This window comes from Streptomyces corchorusii (assembly GCF_001514055.1).
Classification (GTDB): Bacteria; Actinomycetota; Actinomycetes; order Streptomycetales; family Streptomycetaceae; genus Streptomyces; species Streptomyces olivaceoviridis.
Genome location: NZ_KQ948353.1, coordinates 639,204 through 656,342, shown reverse-complemented (window position 1 = coordinate 656,342; position 17,139 = coordinate 639,204). Strand labels below are relative to the sequence as shown.

General features: G+C 74.2%; 17 protein-coding genes and 1 pseudogene. 6 read left to right on the top strand and 12 right to left on the bottom strand.

From position 1 onward, the window contains the following. Positions 1-260 precede the first annotated feature (260 nt). Positions 261-1,086, top strand: a pseudogene (locus AQJ11_RS09985) (TIGR02452 family protein). Positions 1,087-1,128: 42 nt separating this feature from the next. On the opposite strand, the gene AQJ11_RS09980 reads toward AQJ11_RS09985, so the two are convergent. Next, positions 1,129-1,575, bottom strand: coding sequence for a type II toxin-antitoxin system PemK/MazF family toxin (locus AQJ11_RS09980; RefSeq protein WP_059262696.1), 447 nt, complete (start codon positions 1,573-1,575; stop codon positions 1,129-1,131). A 430-nt stretch (positions 1,576-2,005) separates the two neighbouring features. After that, positions 2,006-2,467 (bottom strand): cupin domain-containing protein, encoded by a 462-nt coding sequence (locus AQJ11_RS09975; protein WP_059262694.1) that lies wholly within the window; start codon positions 2,465-2,467, stop codon positions 2,006-2,008. Between the two features lie 113 nt (positions 2,468-2,580). On the opposite strand from AQJ11_RS09975, the gene AQJ11_RS09970 reads away from it, so the two are divergent. Both AQJ11_RS09970 and AQJ11_RS09965 read left to right on the top strand, forming a co-directional pair. After that, on the top strand, positions 2,581-3,264 hold the full coding sequence (locus AQJ11_RS09970) for a helix-turn-helix transcriptional regulator (RefSeq protein ID WP_059262692.1): 684 nt from the start codon (positions 2,581-2,583) through the stop codon (positions 3,262-3,264). A gap of 279 nt (positions 3,265-3,543) precedes the next feature. After that, positions 3,544-3,972 carry a hypothetical protein gene (locus AQJ11_RS09965; RefSeq protein WP_059262690.1) on the top strand — a complete coding sequence of 143 codons (429 nt, stop codon included), beginning with the start codon at positions 3,544-3,546 and terminating at the stop codon, positions 3,970-3,972. Between the two features lie 151 nt (positions 3,973-4,123). Here AQJ11_RS09965 and AQJ11_RS09960 read toward each other — a convergent pair whose 3' ends face one another. The 6 genes from AQJ11_RS09960 to AQJ11_RS09935 all read right to left on the bottom strand — a co-directional run bounded on the left by AQJ11_RS09960 (position 4,124) and on the right by AQJ11_RS09935 (position 9,929). After that, entirely contained in the window at positions 4,124-5,611 is a 1,488-nt protein-coding gene (locus tag AQJ11_RS09960; protein ID WP_059262688.1) for an SPFH domain-containing protein, read from the bottom strand. Between the two features lie 133 nt (positions 5,612-5,744). After that, a complete protein-coding gene (locus tag AQJ11_RS09955) occupies positions 5,745-5,963 on the bottom strand; it encodes a hypothetical protein (RefSeq protein ID WP_189887123.1) in 219 nt (72 codons plus the stop codon). A gap of 26 nt (positions 5,964-5,989) precedes the next feature. Then, the gene (locus AQJ11_RS09950) at positions 5,990-7,426 is read right to left on the bottom strand and encodes an amidase (protein WP_059262685.1); all 1,437 of its coding nucleotides are present in this window, start codon (positions 7,424-7,426) and stop codon (positions 5,990-5,992) included. Between the two features lie 165 nt (positions 7,427-7,591). Beyond that, on the bottom strand, positions 7,592-8,122 hold the full coding sequence (locus AQJ11_RS09945; protein WP_059262683.1) for a hypothetical protein: 531 nt from the start codon (positions 8,120-8,122) through the stop codon (positions 7,592-7,594). A 9-nt stretch (positions 8,123-8,131) separates the two neighbouring features. Continuing rightward, a complete protein-coding gene (locus AQJ11_RS09940) occupies positions 8,132-9,124 on the bottom strand; it encodes an alpha/beta hydrolase (RefSeq protein WP_059262681.1) in 993 nt (330 codons plus the stop codon). 244 nt (positions 9,125-9,368) lie between these two features. Beyond that, on the bottom strand, positions 9,369-9,929 hold the full coding sequence (locus AQJ11_RS09935) for an NADPH-dependent FMN reductase (RefSeq protein ID WP_059262679.1): 561 nt from the start codon (positions 9,927-9,929) through the stop codon (positions 9,369-9,371). A gap of 99 nt (positions 9,930-10,028) precedes the next feature. On the opposite strand from AQJ11_RS09935, the gene AQJ11_RS09930 reads away from it, so the two are divergent. Next, a complete protein-coding gene (locus tag AQJ11_RS09930) occupies positions 10,029-10,709 on the top strand; it encodes a TetR/AcrR family transcriptional regulator (protein ID WP_208616471.1) in 681 nt (226 codons plus the stop codon). 705 nt (positions 10,710-11,414) lie between these two features. Here AQJ11_RS09930 and AQJ11_RS09925 read toward each other — a convergent pair. Beyond that, a complete protein-coding gene (locus tag AQJ11_RS09925) occupies positions 11,415-12,563 on the bottom strand; it encodes an FAD-dependent oxidoreductase (protein WP_059262675.1) in 1,149 nt (382 codons plus the stop codon). Further along, on the bottom strand, positions 12,560-13,276 hold the full coding sequence (locus AQJ11_RS09920; RefSeq protein WP_014676460.1) for a TetR/AcrR family transcriptional regulator: 717 nt from the start codon (positions 13,274-13,276) through the stop codon (positions 12,560-12,562). The genes AQJ11_RS09925 and AQJ11_RS09920 overlap by 4 nt, the downstream gene beginning before the upstream one ends. A 138-nt stretch (positions 13,277-13,414) precedes the next feature. Here AQJ11_RS09920 and AQJ11_RS09915 point away from each other — a divergent pair, with 138 nt between their 5' ends. Continuing rightward, complete coding sequence (locus AQJ11_RS09915) at positions 13,415-14,428, top strand: LacI family DNA-binding transcriptional regulator (protein ID WP_208616470.1); 1,014 nt, start codon at positions 13,415-13,417, stop codon at positions 14,426-14,428. A 39-nt stretch (positions 14,429-14,467) separates the two neighbouring features. On the opposite strand, the gene trxA is transcribed toward AQJ11_RS09915, so the two are convergent. Then, positions 14,468-14,875, bottom strand: coding sequence for a thioredoxin (trxA, locus tag AQJ11_RS09910; protein ID WP_059262671.1), 408 nt, complete (start codon positions 14,873-14,875; stop codon positions 14,468-14,470). Between the two features lie 142 nt (positions 14,876-15,017). Between trxA and AQJ11_RS09905 the strand changes: the two genes are divergently transcribed. Beyond that, positions 15,018-16,448 (top strand): dihydrolipoyl dehydrogenase family protein, encoded by a 1,431-nt coding sequence (locus AQJ11_RS09905; RefSeq protein ID WP_058083098.1) that lies wholly within the window; start codon positions 15,018-15,020, stop codon positions 16,446-16,448. Positions 16,449-16,456: 8 nt separating this feature from the next. Here the strand turns inward: AQJ11_RS09905 and AQJ11_RS09900 are convergent, their stop codons facing one another. Beyond that, positions 16,457-17,101, bottom strand: coding sequence for a peptide deformylase (locus tag AQJ11_RS09900; protein ID WP_014676465.1), 645 nt, complete (start codon positions 17,099-17,101; stop codon positions 16,457-16,459). Positions 17,102-17,139 lie beyond the last annotated feature (38 nt).

Below are 17,139 nucleotides of genomic sequence, written 5' to 3'. Positions count from 1 at the left end.
CTGAGATTCCACCATGCCACGGGCCCCGCGTCCGGGCCGGTGGCACTCGTCCCACCCAAGACCTTCGCACCGATTCGCACAAGAGTGCCAGCCGGGACGTTCCGGATCCGTCACCTCCGTTTCCTTGGGTGTTCCCGGGCCGTCGCGGAGCCGCGGGAAACTCCTTTGCACCGCATCACCAGCATCACCCAGGATGCGTGCGTGAGCACGACGGGGGAGGCCGCGCGGGCCGCGGTCGCGGCGCCCACGGGGGTGGCGCCGTGAGCGCGCGCCTGCGCGGGATCGCCGAGGAAACGGAACGGATCGTGGCCGCGGGCCGATATCGCGCGCCGGACGGCCGGGAGGTGTCGCTCGCCGAATCGGTGCAGGCCGCGCGGGCGGGCACCCGGATGTACGGCCCGGCCCCGGTGCCGGTGACACCAGCAAGCGGAACCGAGTTGGTGGTCGAGGTCAGCGGCGAGAGCAGCCTGGAGGCGGCCCGCCGGCTCGCCGACGCCCCCGTCGCCGTCCTGAACTTCGCCTCCGCCCGTAATCCCGGCGGTGGTTACCTCAACGGCGCGCAGGCGCAGGAGGAGGCCCTGTGCCGCGCCTCCGCGCTGTACACCTGCCTGCTGACGGCCCGTGCCTTCTATGACCATCACCGCGCCGACCGCGACCCGTTCTACTCGGACCGCGTGATCCACTCCCCGGCCGTCCCCGTCTTCCGCGACGACCGGGGCCGGCTGCTCGCCGAGCCGTACCACGCGGGCTTCCTGACGGCCGCCGCCCCCAACGCGGGTGTGATCCGGCGGACGGCGCCGGAGCGGGCCGCCGCCCTCCCGGCAGCCCTGGCCGTACGGGCCGGACGCGTCCTGGAGGTGGCCGCTGCCCACGGTTACCGGCGGCTGGTGCTCGGCGCCTGGGGCTGCGGCGTCTTCCAGAACGACCCGGCGCAGGTCGCGGGGGCCTTCCGGACGCTCCTGGGGCCTGACGGCCGGTTCGCTCGGGCATTCGAGCACGTGGTGTTCGGCGTGCTGGACCGGACGCCGGGGGCGGTGGTGCGGGGGGGCGTTCGAACGGGCGTTCCCGGAGTCGGCGGGGGTGTAGCGGGGGGTCCGGGAGAAACGCTCGTGCCGTGGCCCGGCGCGGTCAGGTCCAGCCGTAACGTTCGTGCAGGCGTTGGCGGACGAGGTTGAACCGCATGCGGTCCAGTGCGCACGCCTCGCGGCGCATCCCCTGCTCGTGCAACCGAAGCACCCGATCCACGTCCACCCACGAATCACGGCCCGACCGGTCCCAGGGTCCGGCGCCGATCGCCACCCACTCGCGGTCGCCGTCGTGCCGCTTGCTGGACAGTTGTACGGCGAGCAGGGTGCCGGCGGGCTCCCGGGCCACCACCAGCACCGGGCGGTCCTTGCCCCGGCCGTCGTTCTCCTCGAACGGCACCCAGGTCCACACGATCTCCCCGGGGTCCGGGTCGCCGTCATGGGCCGGGGAGTACTCGGTGCGCACCCGGCCGACCTCGCGCGGGTCGGCCTCGGTGGTGGCGTGCGGGCCGTGCCGGCCGGGGACGTTCTCTTCGGTAAACGTGCTCACGGAGGCACCCTAAGGGCTGTCCCGTAATGATCTAAAGCGCGCTGACGTCGACGGGCCACCCCGCTCGACGGCCCGTCAAGCGGGCGAAGGCGTGTTCAACGCGGGGGTGGGCCCTGCGGTGAGATGTCGTTTTCCTCTTCCCATGCCGGGAGTTCGGCTTGGACCTGGCGGTGATGGGCGGAACGGACCAGGGGCCTCGCTCCCGTGACGCAGCTAGTCCTGTTCATCGAAGTACAGCGGCGACAGTCTGGCGCCACGCTCTGAAGCATCTACGTCAGGCGGTGTGACATGGGCGAGGTCACCGTCGATCGGGATGTCGAACGTCCGGCCGATCTCGGGGTGAGGCGTTCTCTTGCGTTCTCTCGACGAACCTGCGTGCCGAATCCACCGTCGGCAGTTCCCGGGCGCACGACGAGCCGAACGAATCGACCTAGCCCGCCGCCCGGTCCGGTGCGGAACCGGGGCGCTGGAGCGGTGCCGTGCCCGTCGGGCGCGCGCCGATCCGCATGCCGGGGCGCCGGACGTGCACCGTCAGATAGGTCAGCCCCAACTCGCCGGCGGTGATGCTGCGGGCGGCGCCGTGCGGCAGCCAGACCAGGGCGCCCTCGGTGAGCGCCTCCACCGCGTCCGAGGAGCCGTTGCCGAGCGTGCCGTTCCCGGCGACGACCAGGACCAGCACGTCCAGTTGCGCCTCGGTGTGGGCCGTGATCCGTCCGCCCGGAGCCAGCCGGACGACGTTCGCGTCGAGCTGCCGACCGCTCTCCGCCAGCTTCCACAGCACCCCGGCCGGTGCCGGGGGCGTGTCGGCCAGCGCCCGGGTGTCGCACAGCACGCGCGGGTCCGCCGCCGGAGGGGCTGCTGCTGCGGTGTCGGTCGCGGACGGCGACGTCATCTGGTGTTCTCCTCGGCTCTGCCGTATCCCTGCCCACGGTGTCCGACCACTTTACAATTAATACATGTAGGGTTCGTGAAAAATGGCCGCAGGTGGGAGAGGGGTGTCCGGACGTGACCACGCGGGAGAGCCCGCGCCGCCGGGAGCTGGTGGAGGTGCTGCGCACCGCGCCCGCACCGCTCGGGGTCGCCGAGGCCGCCGAGCGGATGGGGCTCCACCCCAACACCGTGCGGTTCCACCTGGACGCCCTCGTGGCCGACGGCCTGGTGGAGCGCCGGGCCGTGGCACCCACGGGACCGGGCCGGCCCCGCACCGTCTACACCGTGCGCCCCGGCATGGACCGTGGCGGCCACCGCGACTACCGGTTGCTCGCCCGTATGCTGCTCAGCCGGTGGGCCGCCGCCGACCCGGCCGCGGCGCGGGCGGAGGCGATGGAGACGGGCCGGGCCTGGGGCCGCTTCCTGGTGGACCCCCTCCCACCGTACGAGCCGGCGACGCCCGAGCGGTCGGTGACCGCGTTGCTCGCCCTGCTGGACGGCCTGGGCTTCGCGCCGCGGCCGGACGGGGAGGACGGAACGGGCGGCGAGCCCGGCCGGACGCCGGAGCGGATCCGCCTGCGGCACTGCCCCTTCCTCGAACTCGCCGAGGAGCAGGGCGGGTTGGTCTGCCCGCTCCATCTGGGCCTGATGCAGGGAGCGTTGGCGGAGCTGGGCGCACCATTGACGGCCACCGCCCTGGAGCCGTTCGCCGAACCCGACTCCTGCGTGGCCCACTTGGCGGTGACCGCGCCCGGCTGAGCCGTCCCGCGCGCGTCCGGGCGCCGCACTCAGCGAACGAGCCCGCTCGCCGGTCGCGGAAGCCAACGCGCCGCTCGCCGAGTCGGCGGCCACCGCACCGTCCGCCGGTCGGGGCAGCCACCGCACCGCTCGCCGGATCGCCAGCCACCGCACCGCCCGCCGCCCGCGGCAGCCAACGCACCGCCCGCCGGATCCGCGGCTGTCGCACCGCCCGCCCCGATCAACCCCGCCCCGATCAACCCCGCCGCTGCACCCACCCGGGCGGAGAGAGGCCCTCCCATGAACTCCACCGCCGCAGCCACCGCCGGCGCGGTCACCTTCGTGTGGCTCGGGATGGTGCTGGCGATCTCCTTCCTGGAGGCGCCGCTGAAGTTCCGTGCCCCGGGCGTGACGATCCCCGTCGGTCTCGCGATCGGACGACTGGTGTTCCGCGCGCTGAACGCCGTGGAGACCGTCCTCGCGGTCGTCGTGGTTCTCGCGGTCGCGCTGGGCGACGCCCCGGCCGCCGTCATCTCGCTGACCGCGGCGGTGGCGGCCCTCCTCCTCGCCCAGCTGGCCGTCGTCCGGCCCTTCCTCAACCGCAGGTCCGACCGGGTCCTCGCGGGGGAGGAACTGCCCCGTTCGCGCAGCCACCTGTGGTACGTGGCCCTGGAAGTCCTCAAGGCGGGCGCCCTGATCGCCCTCGGCGTCGCCCTGCTCACGGCGTGACCTCCTAGCGTCGAAGCGGGGCGGAACCTCCCGGCCTCGCCCACGCCGCCGGGGCGACCCCGCCGCGCGCCCGGAGACGGCCGACCGGATCGTGCACGCGCACGGCCGGGGCCCCTGGTGAGGGACCCCGGCCGTGCACGGCACCCCTTGCTCAGCCCTCCTGCTCCACCGGCACCTTCTGCGGCGGAGGCGCGACCACGCCGTTGAGCGAGGGCGAACCCCCGTTCACCGGCTGGCCGTTGTCACCCATGGTGGCGAGCAGCTTGCGAGCGAGGCCGAGCCCCGTACCGCCCATGGTGAGCGCCTTGGCGAACAACTCGCCCATGCCGTCGGCGCCGTTGAGCAGAACCATGTTGTCCACGTTGCCGAACGCCGACGCCCCCGCCTGGACGATCTCCGGCCACTTCTCGGCGAGTTGCTGGGCGACGACCGCCTCCTGGTTCTCCGCGAGGGCCGCGGCCCGCGCCTTGATGGCCTCCGCCTCCGCCAGGCCCTGGGCGCGGGTGGCCTCGGCCTCCGCCAGGCCCTTCGCCTGCTGAGCGGCGGCCTCGGCCTCACCGGTGGCCCGGGTGGCGGCGGCGCTCGCCGTACCCCGGGTCTTGGTCGCCTCGGCCTCGGCCGCGGCGGCGGCCTTCACCCGGGTCGCCTCGGCCGCCGCCGCCAGCTCCGTCTCCTTCGCCTTCGCCTGGGCCGCCGAGATCCGCGCGTCACGCTCGGCCTCGGCCAGCGTCCGCTTCTCGTACGCCTTGGCGTCCGCCGGCTTGCGGACGTCCGCCTGGAGCTGCTGTTCCCGCCGGTGCGCCTCCAGTTCGGCGACCCGCGTCTCCTGCACGACGACCTCCTGCCGGGCCGCCGCCGCGGCGAGCGGGCCGGCCTGCTGGGCCTTGGCCGCCGCCTTGTCCCGCTCGGCCTGGTAGCCGGCCTGGAGGATCTTGCTGTCCCGGGTGGCTTCCGCCATCCGCGCGAACGACTGCTGCTCGGCCTCCGTGGCCAGCCGGTTCGCCTCGGCCTGCGCGATGCGCGCGTCCCGCTGGACGGCCGCCGCGTGCGGCATCGCCAGGTTCTGGATGTACCCGGTCGGATCCTCGATCTCGTGGATCTGGAGCGAGTCCACGATCAGACCGAGCTTCTCCATCTCCGTGCCACAGGCCGCCCGGGTCTGCCCGGTCAGCTTCTCCCGGTCGCGGATCATGTCCTCGACCGTCAGCCCGCCCACGATCGACCGCAAATGACCGGCGAAGACGTTGTGCACCCGCTCCGACATGAGCTTCTGCTGGTCCAGGAAACGGCGGGCCGCGTTCGCGATCGACACGAAGTCGTCGCCGACCTTGAAGATGACCACGCCCCGCACCTTCAGCGGAATGCCCTGGTGCGTCACGCAGTCCACGTGCAGCTCGGTCTCGTTCAGGTCCAGCGACAGCTTGCGCACCGCCTGCACACCGGGCAGCACCAGCGTGCCGCGGCCGGTGACGATGCGGAAGCCCATGCCCTCCTCCAGGCCCTCGGTGCGGTGCTTGGACCCGGAGATGATGAGCGCCTCGTTCGGCTCGGCGACCCGCCACATCATCTTGAACAGACCGATCAACACGAGGACGGCAACGACGACCGCCCCCGCAACGACGCCGACAACCATCGGCATACGCCCCCTTTGCATGGTGCCCTCTCGGCACCGAACGAAGGGAGTGTGCGCCTGCCGTGGGCCCGGGTGAAGACGCCGGGTAATCCTTGTTGCAATCTTGACGCACGCCGCCCTCACCTGGGGCGACGCGGGCTCAACTGTCGTACGCCGCCGTCACGTAGACCGTCCTCGGTGGCAGGTACTCCACCACCATCACGACCGTGCCGGTCGCGATCCGGCCCGTGCCGTCGGCCGGATAGGCGAGGAAGTGCTCCGCGCCGCCGCGCACCCGCACGATCACCTCGCCGACCAGACCGGGTCCGACCGTCCCGGTCACCCGCCCCATCAGCCCGACCATCGACGCGTCGTCCATGGCCCCAGCGTACGGGCGGAACGCCGTCACACGGCCGGAGTGCCGGCATCCGCGTCGGCGTCCGCCCCCTCCGGCGGCCACAGCTCGTGCCAGCGCAGCTCCGCCTCCAACTGCGCGGCCAGCGACACCAGGAGCGGCTCACTGTTCGCTGGGCCGAGCAACTGCGCGCCCACCGGGAGTCCGGGGCCGGCGAACCCGGCGGGCACGTTCACCCCCGGCCAGCCGAGCACGTTCCACGGCCAGGCGTACGGGCAGGCGGCGATGATCGCCCGGTCCGTGGCCGGCCCGCCGAGCCCGGACAGGGCACCGATCCGGGGCGGGGGCATGGCGGTGGTCGGGGTGAGGATCACGTCGTACGACTCGAAGAACGCGCCGATCCGCCGGTGCAGCACCGCCTCGGCGCGCCGGGCGGCCCGGAGCGGGGCACCGGCGAGCAGCCGGCCGAGCCGGGCGGCGCCCCGGGTACGCGGATCGAGCAGCGCCGGATCCGGTGCCTCGCGGACCCGCTCGGCGATCCCGGCCGTGGCCCGGGGCACGAAGGCCAGCCCGATCTGCCCGTACGGCGGATCGGCCTGCTCCACGACATGCCCCAACCGCGCCAGCCGCTCGGCGAGTTCGACGACCCGGGAGCGGATCACCGGGTCCAGCCGGGCGGGTACGGCGGTGAACGGCGGCTTCAGCGACAGGGCGACGCGCAGCCGGCCCGGGTCGCGGCCGACCGCGTCCGCCGCCGTCAGCGCGGGCGGCCGGTGCGGGTCCCGGTCGTGGTTGCCGCTCGCCGCGTCGAGCAGCAGGGCCGCGTCGGCGACCGTACGGGCGAGGGTGCCGTTGACCGTGATGCCGTGGAAGGACTCGCCGCGCGGCCAGGTCGAGATACGGCCGCGCTGCGGCTTGATGCCGATCAGGTGCGTCCAGGAGGCCGGGATGCGTACCGAACCGGCGCCGTCGGAGCCGAGCGCGGCCGGGACGAGCCCGGCGGCGACGGCCGCGGCCGACCCGCCGGAGGACCCGCCGGGCGTGTGCTCGGTGTTCCACGGGTTGCGGGTCTCCCCGAAGGCCGGCCCCTCGGTGAACGGCCACTGCCCCAGCTCGCACGTGTTCGTCTTGCCGACGATCACCGCGCCGGCCGCGCGCAGCCGCCGTACCGCCTCCCCGTCCGCGGGCGCCGGCGGGAACTCGCCGCAGCAGCCGAACGCGGTCGGCTCACCGGCCACGTCCATGTCGTCCTTCACCGCCACCGGCACCCCGAGCAGCGGGCGCCGCACACCGGCGGCCAACTCCCGGTCCGCGGCCTCCGCTTCGGCGAGGGCGGCCTCGGCGCGCACGATCCGGAAGGGGTTCAGCGTCGCCTGCGCGGCCTCGATCCGCGCCAGCGCCCGCTCCACCACCTCCCGCGAACTCACCTCCCCCTCGGCGAGCGCACGCCGCGTCTCCACGAGTCCTGCGGCACGGTCGGGCGTCATGGACGAGCACCTCCGGGAGACTCCGGGCACGATGTCTACCGAACGGTAACGTCACAGCGGGCCGGGAGCGCGGTTTTCAGCCGGGTGTCTTCCGGGGGCCGGGATTCTTGCAGGGGGTGGGGCGGTGATCCCCGGGGCGGGCGCGGCCACGTCCGGCCCGGCCAATCAGGGGCGGACCCGGAGGCGGCGGGTCGGTGGGGCGTCGGTGGGGGTGAGGGCGCTCGTCACCAGGGCCTCGCCCGTGTCGGCGAACTCCCAGCGGGCCGGGTGCGCCCCTGCCTCGGAGGGCCACTCGGCACGGACGACGGGACGCATCAACAGGCGCTCGAACCAGGCGGCGCACCGCTCGGCGAGCTCCTCCACCGTGCCGGAGGCGCGGAAGAAGCCGCGCTCGGGCGACTCGTGCAGGTTGAAGAGCTGGTCGCAGACCTTCCCCGCGCGCACATGAGAGCCGTGGAAGTGCACGGCCCACTCGCCGAGCGCCATCGAGCGCGCCTCGTCGAGGAGGCACACGTGGACGAGCAGCGAGGAGCCGTCCTCGGGCCGTCCGGCCCGGCTGGGAGCCCACGGCACCCGCCAGGCGGCGGCCCGGCCGCGCAGGGCCGCGAGGAACGCGCGTTTCGCCTCGTCGAAGTCCCAGGGCTCCTCGCCGTACTGCTCCGGATCCTCCGCCTCGAACCAGGTGGTGATGTCCACGAAGAGACTCTAGGACACAGGTGTGTCGCGTGGTGGGGGGTCACCCAGCAGCCGCCGCAGCCACCCCAGGCGGGCCGCGCGGGCCGTGCGGGACAGGGTCGCCTCCGGGGCGAGGGCGTCGAAGCCGTGGCAGCCGCCCGGCCAGACGTGGAGTTCGGCCTCGCCGCCGGCCTGCCAGATCCGGGACGCGTAGCCGACCACCTCGTCCCGGAAGGTCTCCGCGGAGCCCACGTCCAGGAAGGCCGGGGGAAGGCCGGACAGGTCGGTCGCGCGGGCCGGGGCCGCGTACGGGGACACCTCGGGACCGCCGCGGCGGTCGCCGAGCAGGGCCGTCCAGGCGGTCTCGTTCGCGGTACGGTCCCACACGCCCAGGCCGGCCATCTGACGGCTGGAGACGCTGTCGTTGCGGTCGTCCAGCATCGGGCACATCAACAACTGGCCGAGGGGGCGCGGGCCCCGCCGGTCCCGGGCGAGCAGGGCCAGCGCCGCGGTCAGACCGCCGCCCGCGCTGGCGCCCGCGACGACGATCCGGTCCGGGTCGCCGCCGATCTCCCGCGCGTGCTCCGCGGTCCACAGCAGCCCGGCGTACACGTCCTCGATCGGCGCCGGATGCGGATGTTCGGGCGCGAGCCGGTACTCCACCGACACCACGACCGCGCCCAGCTCGCGCGCCCAGGCCAGCGGTTCGGTCACACCGACCCGGTTGGTTCCGGCCACCAGGCCGCCGCCGTGCACGTGGTACAGCACCGGCAGCGGGGCCGGGACGGGAGCGGTCGTCGGCCGGCACAGGAGGAGGGGGACGCCGGGGGCGCCCTCCGGACCGGGCACCGTACGGTCCTCCGCCTCGAACGCGCCGTCCATGGTCACGTCGACCAGCTCGACGGCCGCGCCGCGCCGGGCGGCCTCGACGTCTTCCGGTGCCAACCCGGGCTCGATCACACCCCGGAACGACTCCAGTACGGCGGCGAGTTCCGTGTCGAACGGCGGGGGGACCAGGGACATGGCTCCTCCTGCTCCTTCCGTGGGGCGTCCGGCGGTCGGTCACGACGCAGGCGGTCGTGACCGGTCATGAGCGGTCACGAGCCGTCTACCCCTTGCCGCCCGGAGCACGACCCGCCGGAGCCGGGGACTTCGGCCGCAGCCCCCGGCGCCAAGGGCTGCGACACGGGTGAGGGCCGGAGCCGCGGCGGCTCCGGCCCTCACCGGGAACACAGGGTGCCGGTCCCGACGGGAGCGGCGGTACGGCTCAGGCGGCGGCAGCGCCGACGTTGCCGTGCAGACGGGCGACGACCTCGGTCAGCTGGGCGGCGACCTCGGCGTCGTCGACCGGGTGGGTCTCGGCGAAGCGGGTGACCGAGCCGGGGATGGACAGCTTGATGTCCTCGATCACCTTGCCGCCGGCGATGCCGACGGCCTTGCGGGCCTCGTCCTGCGCCCACACGCCGCCGTACTGGCCGAAGGCGGTGCCGACCACGGCGACGGGCTTTCCGCCGAAGGCGCCGGCGCCGTAGGGGCGGGACAGCCAGTCGATGGCGTTCTTCAGCACGGCCGGGATGCTGCCGTTGTACTCGGGGGAGAAGAGCAGGAAGGCGTCCGCGGCCTGGGCGGCCTCGCGCAGCTTGGCGGCGGCGGCCGGCACGTTGCCCTCGACGTCGACGTCCTCGTTGTAGAAGGGGATGTCGGCCAGGCCCTCGTACAGCTCGACCTCGGCGCCCTCCGGCGCGAGCTTCACGGCCGCCTCGGCGAGCTGGCGGTTGTGCGAACCGGCGCGAAGGCTGCCGACGAGCGCGAGGATGCGAACAGACATGGGAACTCCAAGGGGCTGAAACATCGCTGTCACGATCCGGACCGGGGTCCGTTTAAGTTTGTATCACCCTAACCGGACCGCGGTCCAGTTTTGTTCCCGATGCTTTACGCTGTCGACATGTCCAGCGCTCTGCCGCCCTTCCCGAAGCCTGAGGAGCCCCTCGACACGCCCCAGTTGCTGGAGGTCGGCCCGGCATCCGAAGCGCCGGGCCTGCGGGCCGACGCCGCCCGCAACCGGGCCCGGCTGCTGGAGGCCGCCGCCCGGCTGATCACGGAGCACGGGGTGGCCGGGGTCACCATGGAGGCGGTGGCGGCGGCGGCCAACGTGGGCAAGGGCACCGTCTTCCGCCGCTTCGGCGACCGCACCGGGCTGCTGATGGCCCTGCTCGACCACTCGGCCAGGCAACTCCAGGCCGACTTCCTGTGCGGGCCCCCGCCGCTGGGTCCCGGCTCGCCGCCCCTGGAGCGGCTGCGGGCATTCGGCGTGGCGGTGCTGTACCGCACCATGGAGCAGCTCGACCTCCAGCTGGCCGCCCAGCCGGAGCCGACCCGCCGGTTCGTGCACCCCGCCTCCGGGTCGCTGCGCATGCACGTCACGATGCTGCTGCGCCAGATCGTCCCCAACGCCGACTGCGACCTGCTGGCCCACACCCTCCTCGCCTCGCTGGACCCCGCGCTGATCCACCACCTGACCCGGCAGTGCGACATGCCGATGGAACGCCTGGAATCCGGCTGGCTCGATCTGGTCGCCCGGGTGACCGGCACGGAGCCGCTGCGCTAGCCGGACCTGAACGAGCCGACCCGCGTGAAATCACCGAGCCGGGCCACCCCAACCGGCCGTGCGGAACCAACGAATCGGCCGCACGGAACCACCGAATCGGCCGCACGGAACCACCGAATCGGCCGCACGGAACCATCGAGCCGGACCGGCCGAACCGGCCCGGCTCGGACGGCCTCACCCGGCCAAGTCGACGCGCACCGCGCAGAACCGTCGCTCCCGGCCGAGCCGCCTCCGCCCGCTCGGGGCCCGATATCCGGCCGAGTCGCCCCCGCCCGTGCGGAGCCCCCGACGCTCGGCCAAGACGTCCTCGCCCGCTGGGGGCCCCGGTCCCCGGCCACGCCGGTCTGGCCCGCTCGAACCGGATCGCCCCGTCAGGCCAGTCGTCTCCGCTCGCTCCAAACCGCCGGTGCCCGGCCAAGTCGCCTCCGCTCGCTCCAAACCCCCGGCGCCCGGCCAAGACGCCCCCCGCCCGCGCGGAGCCCCGGCGCCGGGCCGAGTCGCCTCCGCCCGTTCGCAATCCCGGCGCCCGGCCGAGTCACTTCCGCCCGCTCGAAATCCCCCGGCGCCCGGCCAAGTTGCCCCGGCCCAATCGGGCCGGCCCGCCCAGCTAAGACGAGCCAAGGCCCGCCCAGTCAGGACGAATCAGGGCCCGCCCGGTCAGGACGAGCCAAGCCCGCCCGGTCAGGACGAGCCAAGCCCGCCCGGTCAGTCCTCCTGGCCGGTGAACATGTTCACCAACCCCTGCGGCGCGTCCGTGCGGAACAGCAGGGACTGGCTGTGGGCGGAGTCCGTCGCGGCGGCCTCGGCGCGGGGGAACATCCGGGACTCGTAGGCGGCCAGCGCGGCCTCCGTGTTCCCGGGGTGCGCGGCCAGGGCGAGGCCCAGTTCGGCGCCGTCGATCAGGGCCAGGTTGGCGCCCTCGCCCGCGAACGGCGACATCAGGTGGGCCGCGTCGCCGAGCAGGGTCACCCCGGGCACCCGCTCCCAGCGGTGCCCGGCCGGCAGGGCGTGGATGCGGCGGGGCACCAGCGCGCCGTCCGCGTCCGCGACCAGCGCCCGCAGGCTCCCGTCCCAGCCGTCGAACTCCTTCAGCACGGCCGCCTTCGCCGCCTCGGTGTCGGTGAAGTCGATGCCGTCGAGCCAGTCCTCCGGCGCCACCACGGCGGCGTACACGTGCAGGCTGCCGTCGGTCTCGCGGTGGGCGAGGAAGCCGCGGCCGGGCCCGAGCGCGAAGAGCATGCCGCCGCCGACCACCTCCGCGCTCGCCGGGTGCCGCGCATCCGCCTCCCACAGGTCCACCTCGACGAACGACACACCGGTGTACGCCGGCCGGGCCGCGGAGACCAGCGGGCGCACGCGCGACCAGGCGCCGTCCGCACCGACCAGCACATCGGTGGTGAACCCGGTGCCGTCCGCGAGCGTCACCCGGTGCCGGCCGCCGTCCAGCGGGTGCGCGCCGGTGACCTTGGCGCCCCAGCGGACCGTGCCGGCGGGCAGGGAGCCGAGCAGGAGTCCGCGCAGGTCGCCCCGGTCTATCTCGGGCCGGCCGCCGGTGCCGTCGTCGGGCTCCGCCAGCCGGACCGCGCCGTCCTGGTCGAGGACCCGCAGGGCCTGGCCGCCGGGGTGCACCCGGGTCAGGAACTCCTCGTGCAGGCCGGCGGCCCGCAGCGCCTCCTGGCCGGTGTCGTCGTGGATGTCGAGCATGCCGCCCTGGATCCGGGCGTCCGCCGACGCGTCCAGGTCGAACAGGGCGGCCTCGATGCCGTGCACGTGCAGCACGCGGGCGAGCGCGAGTCCGCCGAGCCCTGCGCCGACGACCGCGACGGGGTGGTGGGGGAGGGAACCGGTGGTCACGTGGCCTCCTGGCCTTCGGTCGGTACGGGGTTCAGTGCGTCGGTCGGTACGGGGTTCGGTACGGCGGTTCGCTCGATGCCGTTGATCAGCGTCTGGAAGGCCCACGACAGGCGGGCCCCGGGCGTGCCGGACAGCAGCGCGTCGGCACCGGCGGCGATGTGCGGATGGGTGGCCGCGGGCGCCTCGCGCAGGGCCCGGGCCGCCGCCTGCCAGTCGCCCTGGGGCTCCTCCCCGGCGTGCTCGGCGGCGGTCGCCGTGGCGTGCTGGAGCAGCAGGTCCACCCCCCAGGCCGCCTGGGCGAGCGGTACCCCGCCCGTCTGGAGCAGCTCCAGCAGGGTCTCGACCAGGCGCAGGTAGTGCGGGCCGCTCGGCCGGGCGGTCAGCGCCGAGCGAGCCAGGGTCGGGTGCTCCAGGAGCATCGCGGTGTAGCCGGTGAGCACCCGCTCCAGCCGTTCCCGCCAGGTGCCCTCGGCAGGAGCGGGGCCGATGGTGCCGAGCAGTTCGTCCAGGACGGCCGCGTGCAGTTCGTCGGTGTTGCGGACGTACACGTAGAGCGAGGCGGGGCCGGTGTCGAGTTCCTGCGCGAGCCGTCGCATCGTCACCTTGCGGAGCCCTTCCGCCCGGAGGATCGCGACGGCGGCGGCGATGATGCCTTCCCGGGTCAGGGCGGGCTTGGCGGGACGCTCCCGGCGGGAGCGGGGGGCAGCGTTCATGCCCGTCACCGTAACGAACATGTTCGTCGCGAACAAGTTCGACACGAACGTGTTCGTCACAGGCCGCGCGGGCGTCCTCTTTGTCGAACGATGAACCACCTTGCCCCGCCCGGCCCCGGCCCCCGCCCCTCTGCCAAGATGCGGTCTGTCATGGTGCAGATACCGAACACGCCCACGAGTGCCGATGTGGCCCGCCTGGCCGGCGTCTCGCGCGCGACCGTCTCCTACGTCCTCAACAACACCAGCGCCGTACGGATCAGCGAAGCGACCCGCCGGCGCGTGCACGAGGCCGCCCGCGAACTTGGGTACGTCCCCCACGCCGCCGCCCGCAGCCTGCGCGCCGGACACAGCCGTATGGTCCTCATGCCCGCCCCGGCGATCCCGGTGGGCCCCCTGTACAGCCGGTTCCTGAACGAACTCCAATGGGCGCTGGGCCGTCTCGACTACACCGTCGTCCAGTACGGCAGCGTCGGCCTGGAAGGTGACGAGGCCGCCCGCGCCTGGGCGGAGCTGCGGCCGGTCGCCGTCCTGGTGCCCGGTGCCGGACTCGGCCCGCAGGGCGTCGCCGTCCTCAAGCGGTCCGGCGCCCGCGCCGTGGTCACCCTCGGTCCCGGCCGCGTCGAGGGAGCGCACGCGCTGCTGATGGACCACGACGCCGTCGGCCACTGCGCGGGCGCCCACCTGTACGCGCGGGGCCGGCGCCGGATCGGCGTCGTCCTGCCCGGGGAACCGGGACTGGAGGTCTACTCACGGCCCCGGCTCGCCGGCGTGCGCGAGGCGCTGCGGGGCACGGACGCCACCGTGACGGAGCTGCCCCTCGCCTACACCGAGGAGGCCGCCGCCGAACGGGCCGCCCGCTGGACCGCGTCCGGCCTGGACGCGGTGTTCGCCTACAACGACGAGTACGCGATGCTGCTCATGCGCGCCCTCCAGGACGAGGGCGTCCGCATCCCCGAGGACGTCGCCGTGATCGGTGCCGACGACCTGGTGCTGGGCCGGCTGCTGCGGCCCCGGCTGAGCACGGTCCACATCGAGCTGCCCTCCGGGCAGGACCTCGCCGAACTGGTCGACCGTGCCGTGCGCGACCCGGGCGGCGAGCCCGAGGTGCACACCGTGCTGGGGGCCTCGGTGATCCGGCGCGAGTCCAGCTGATCCGGTCCCGCACGCGGTGTCACCGCGGCCCCGCACGCGTTACTGCTGCGCCTGCCCCGGCTGCTCCTGGCCCGCCTGGGCCTGGTCCTGCTGGGCGGCGATGTCCTTGCGGACCTCGTCCATGTCCAGCTTGCGGGCCTGCCCGATGAGGTCGGCGAGCATGGGCGCGGGCAGGGCGCCCGGCTGGGCGTAGACCGCGACCTGGTCGCGCACGATCATCAGCGTCGGGATCGACTGGATGTCGAAGGCGGCGGCCAGCTCCGGCTGCGCCTCGGTGTCCACCTTGGCGAAGACCAGGTCGGGGTTCTCCTCGGCGGCCTTCTCGTAGACGGGCGCGAACGACCGGCAGGGCCCGCACCAGGACGCCCAGAAGTCGATGAGAACGAACTCGTTCTCGGTGACCATCTGGTCGAAGTTCTCCTTGGTCAGCTCCACAGTGCTGCTCATGGCGTGATTCCCTCTTCCTGGTGTGGGGTGTGCCGACGTCGGAAACACAGTCGCCCGGCCGCCTATTCCACCCGCGCACGCCCGTGTTCCGCGCGCGTACCCCCGTGTGGCCACGGCGCACACCACCCACCAGACTGACTGCATGACGGAAACGGAATCCATCGCTTACGACGTCGTGGTGATCGGGGGCGGACCCGTGGGGGAGAACGTCGCCGACCGCACCCGCGCGGCCGGCCTCACCACGGCCCTCGTGGAGAGCGAACTGCTCGGCGGCGAATGCTCGTACTGGGCGTGCATGCCCAGCAAGGCCCTGCTCAGGCCGGTCATCGCGCAGGGCGACGCCCGCCGCCTGCCCGGCCTCGCCCAGGCGGTCCAGGGCCCGCTCGACGCCCCGGCCGTGCTGGCCCGCCGGAACTACTTCACCGCCGACTGGAAGGACGACGGCCAGGTCGGCTGGCTGGAGGGCACCGGCGCCGTTCTGTACCGCGGCCAGGGCCGGCTGGCCGGGCCCCGCACGGTCACGGTCACCGGACCCGACGGCACGGTCACCACCCTCACCGCCCGGCACGCCGTCGCCGTGTCCACCGGCACCCGGGCCCAGCTGCCCGACCTGCCCGGACTCGCCGAGGTCAAGCCCTGGACCAGCCGTGAGGCGACCAGCGCCCAGACGGTCCCGGGCCGGCTGATCGTCGTCGGCGGCGGTGTCGTCGCCACCGAGATGGCCACCGCCTGGCAGGCCCTCGGCTCCCGGGTCACCATGCTGGTGCGCGGCAAGGGCCTGCTGAACCGCATGGAGCCGTTCGCCGGGGAACTGGTCGCCGAGGCCCTCACCGAGGCGGGCGTCGACCTGCGCACCGGCACCTCCGTGGAGTCCGTCAGCCGTGAGAACGGCACGGTCGTGGCCGTCACCTCCGCGGGCGACCGGATCGAGGGCGACGAGATCCTCTTCGCCACCGGCCGCGTCCCGCACACCGACGACATCGGCCTGGACACGGTCGGCCTGGAACCCGGCTCCTGGCTGGACGTCGACGACAGCATGCGCGTGACCGGCACCGACTGGCTGTACGCGGTCGGCGACGTCAACCACCGCGCCCTCCTCACCCACCAGGGCAAGTACCAGGCCCGCATCGCCGGTGCCGCCATCGGCGCCCGCGCCACCGGCGGCACGGTCGCGGAGGAGCCCTGGGGCGCCCACGCGGCCACCGCCGACCACCATGCCGTGCCCCAGGTCGTCTTCACCGACCCGGAGGCCGCCGCGGTCGGGCTCTCCCTCGCCGAGGCGGAACAGGCCGGCCACCGCGTCCGCGCCGTCGACGTGGAGTTCTCCTCCGTCGCGGGCGCCGGCCTGTACGGCGACGGCTACAAGGGCCGCGCCCGGATGGTCGTGGACCTGGAGGACGAGATCCTGCGCGGGGTCACCTTCGTCGGCCCCGGCGTCGGCGAACTCATCCACTCGGCCACCGTCGCGGTCGCGGGACACGTCCCGGTCAGCCGGCTGTGGCACGTCGTCCCGTCGTACCCGACGCTGAGCGAGGTGTGGCTGCGGCTGCTGGAGGCCTACCGGGACAACTGAGCCGCAGGCTACGGCAGTTCGAAGCCCAGGGCCTCGGCCGCCGCCTCCGGCGTCGGCTGGGCCCACAGGGCCAGCGCCGCCTCCGTGGTGGACAGCGAGCGCGGCTCCGCGCGGTCCAGGTACAGGGTGCCGTCGAGGTGGTCCGTCTCGTGCTGGACGATCCGGGCCGGCCAGCCGGTGAACACCTCGTCCAGCGCGCGGCCGTGTTCGTCCGCGCCGCGCAGCCGCACCTCGGCGTGCCGGGCCACCACCGCGACCCACCCCGGCACGCTGAGGCAGCCCTCGAAGAACGCGGCCCTGGCGGTGCCGACGGGCTCGTACGAGGGGTTGACCAGGACCCGGAAGGGCTGCGGCACCCGTCCCCGGGCGACCGCCACCTCCTCCGGCACCTGCGCCGGGTCCTCGATGACCGCGATCCGCAGCGGCACCCCGACCTGCGGGGCGGCGAGGCCCACACCGGGGGCCGCGTGCATGGTGACGCGCAGGGCCTCGACGAACCGGGCCAGCAGCGCGGGGCCGAGCTGGCCGTCGTACGGCTCGGTGCCGCGCCGAAGCACCGGCTGTCCGGCCGCGACGATGGGCAAGGGGCCGCCGGCGGCGAGGAGTTCCTCGACCCGCTCGGCGAGCGGTGCGTGATCACGGGGAGGTGCCATCGCGTCAGGATGCCACGCCCGCCCGCCGACCCCTGTGG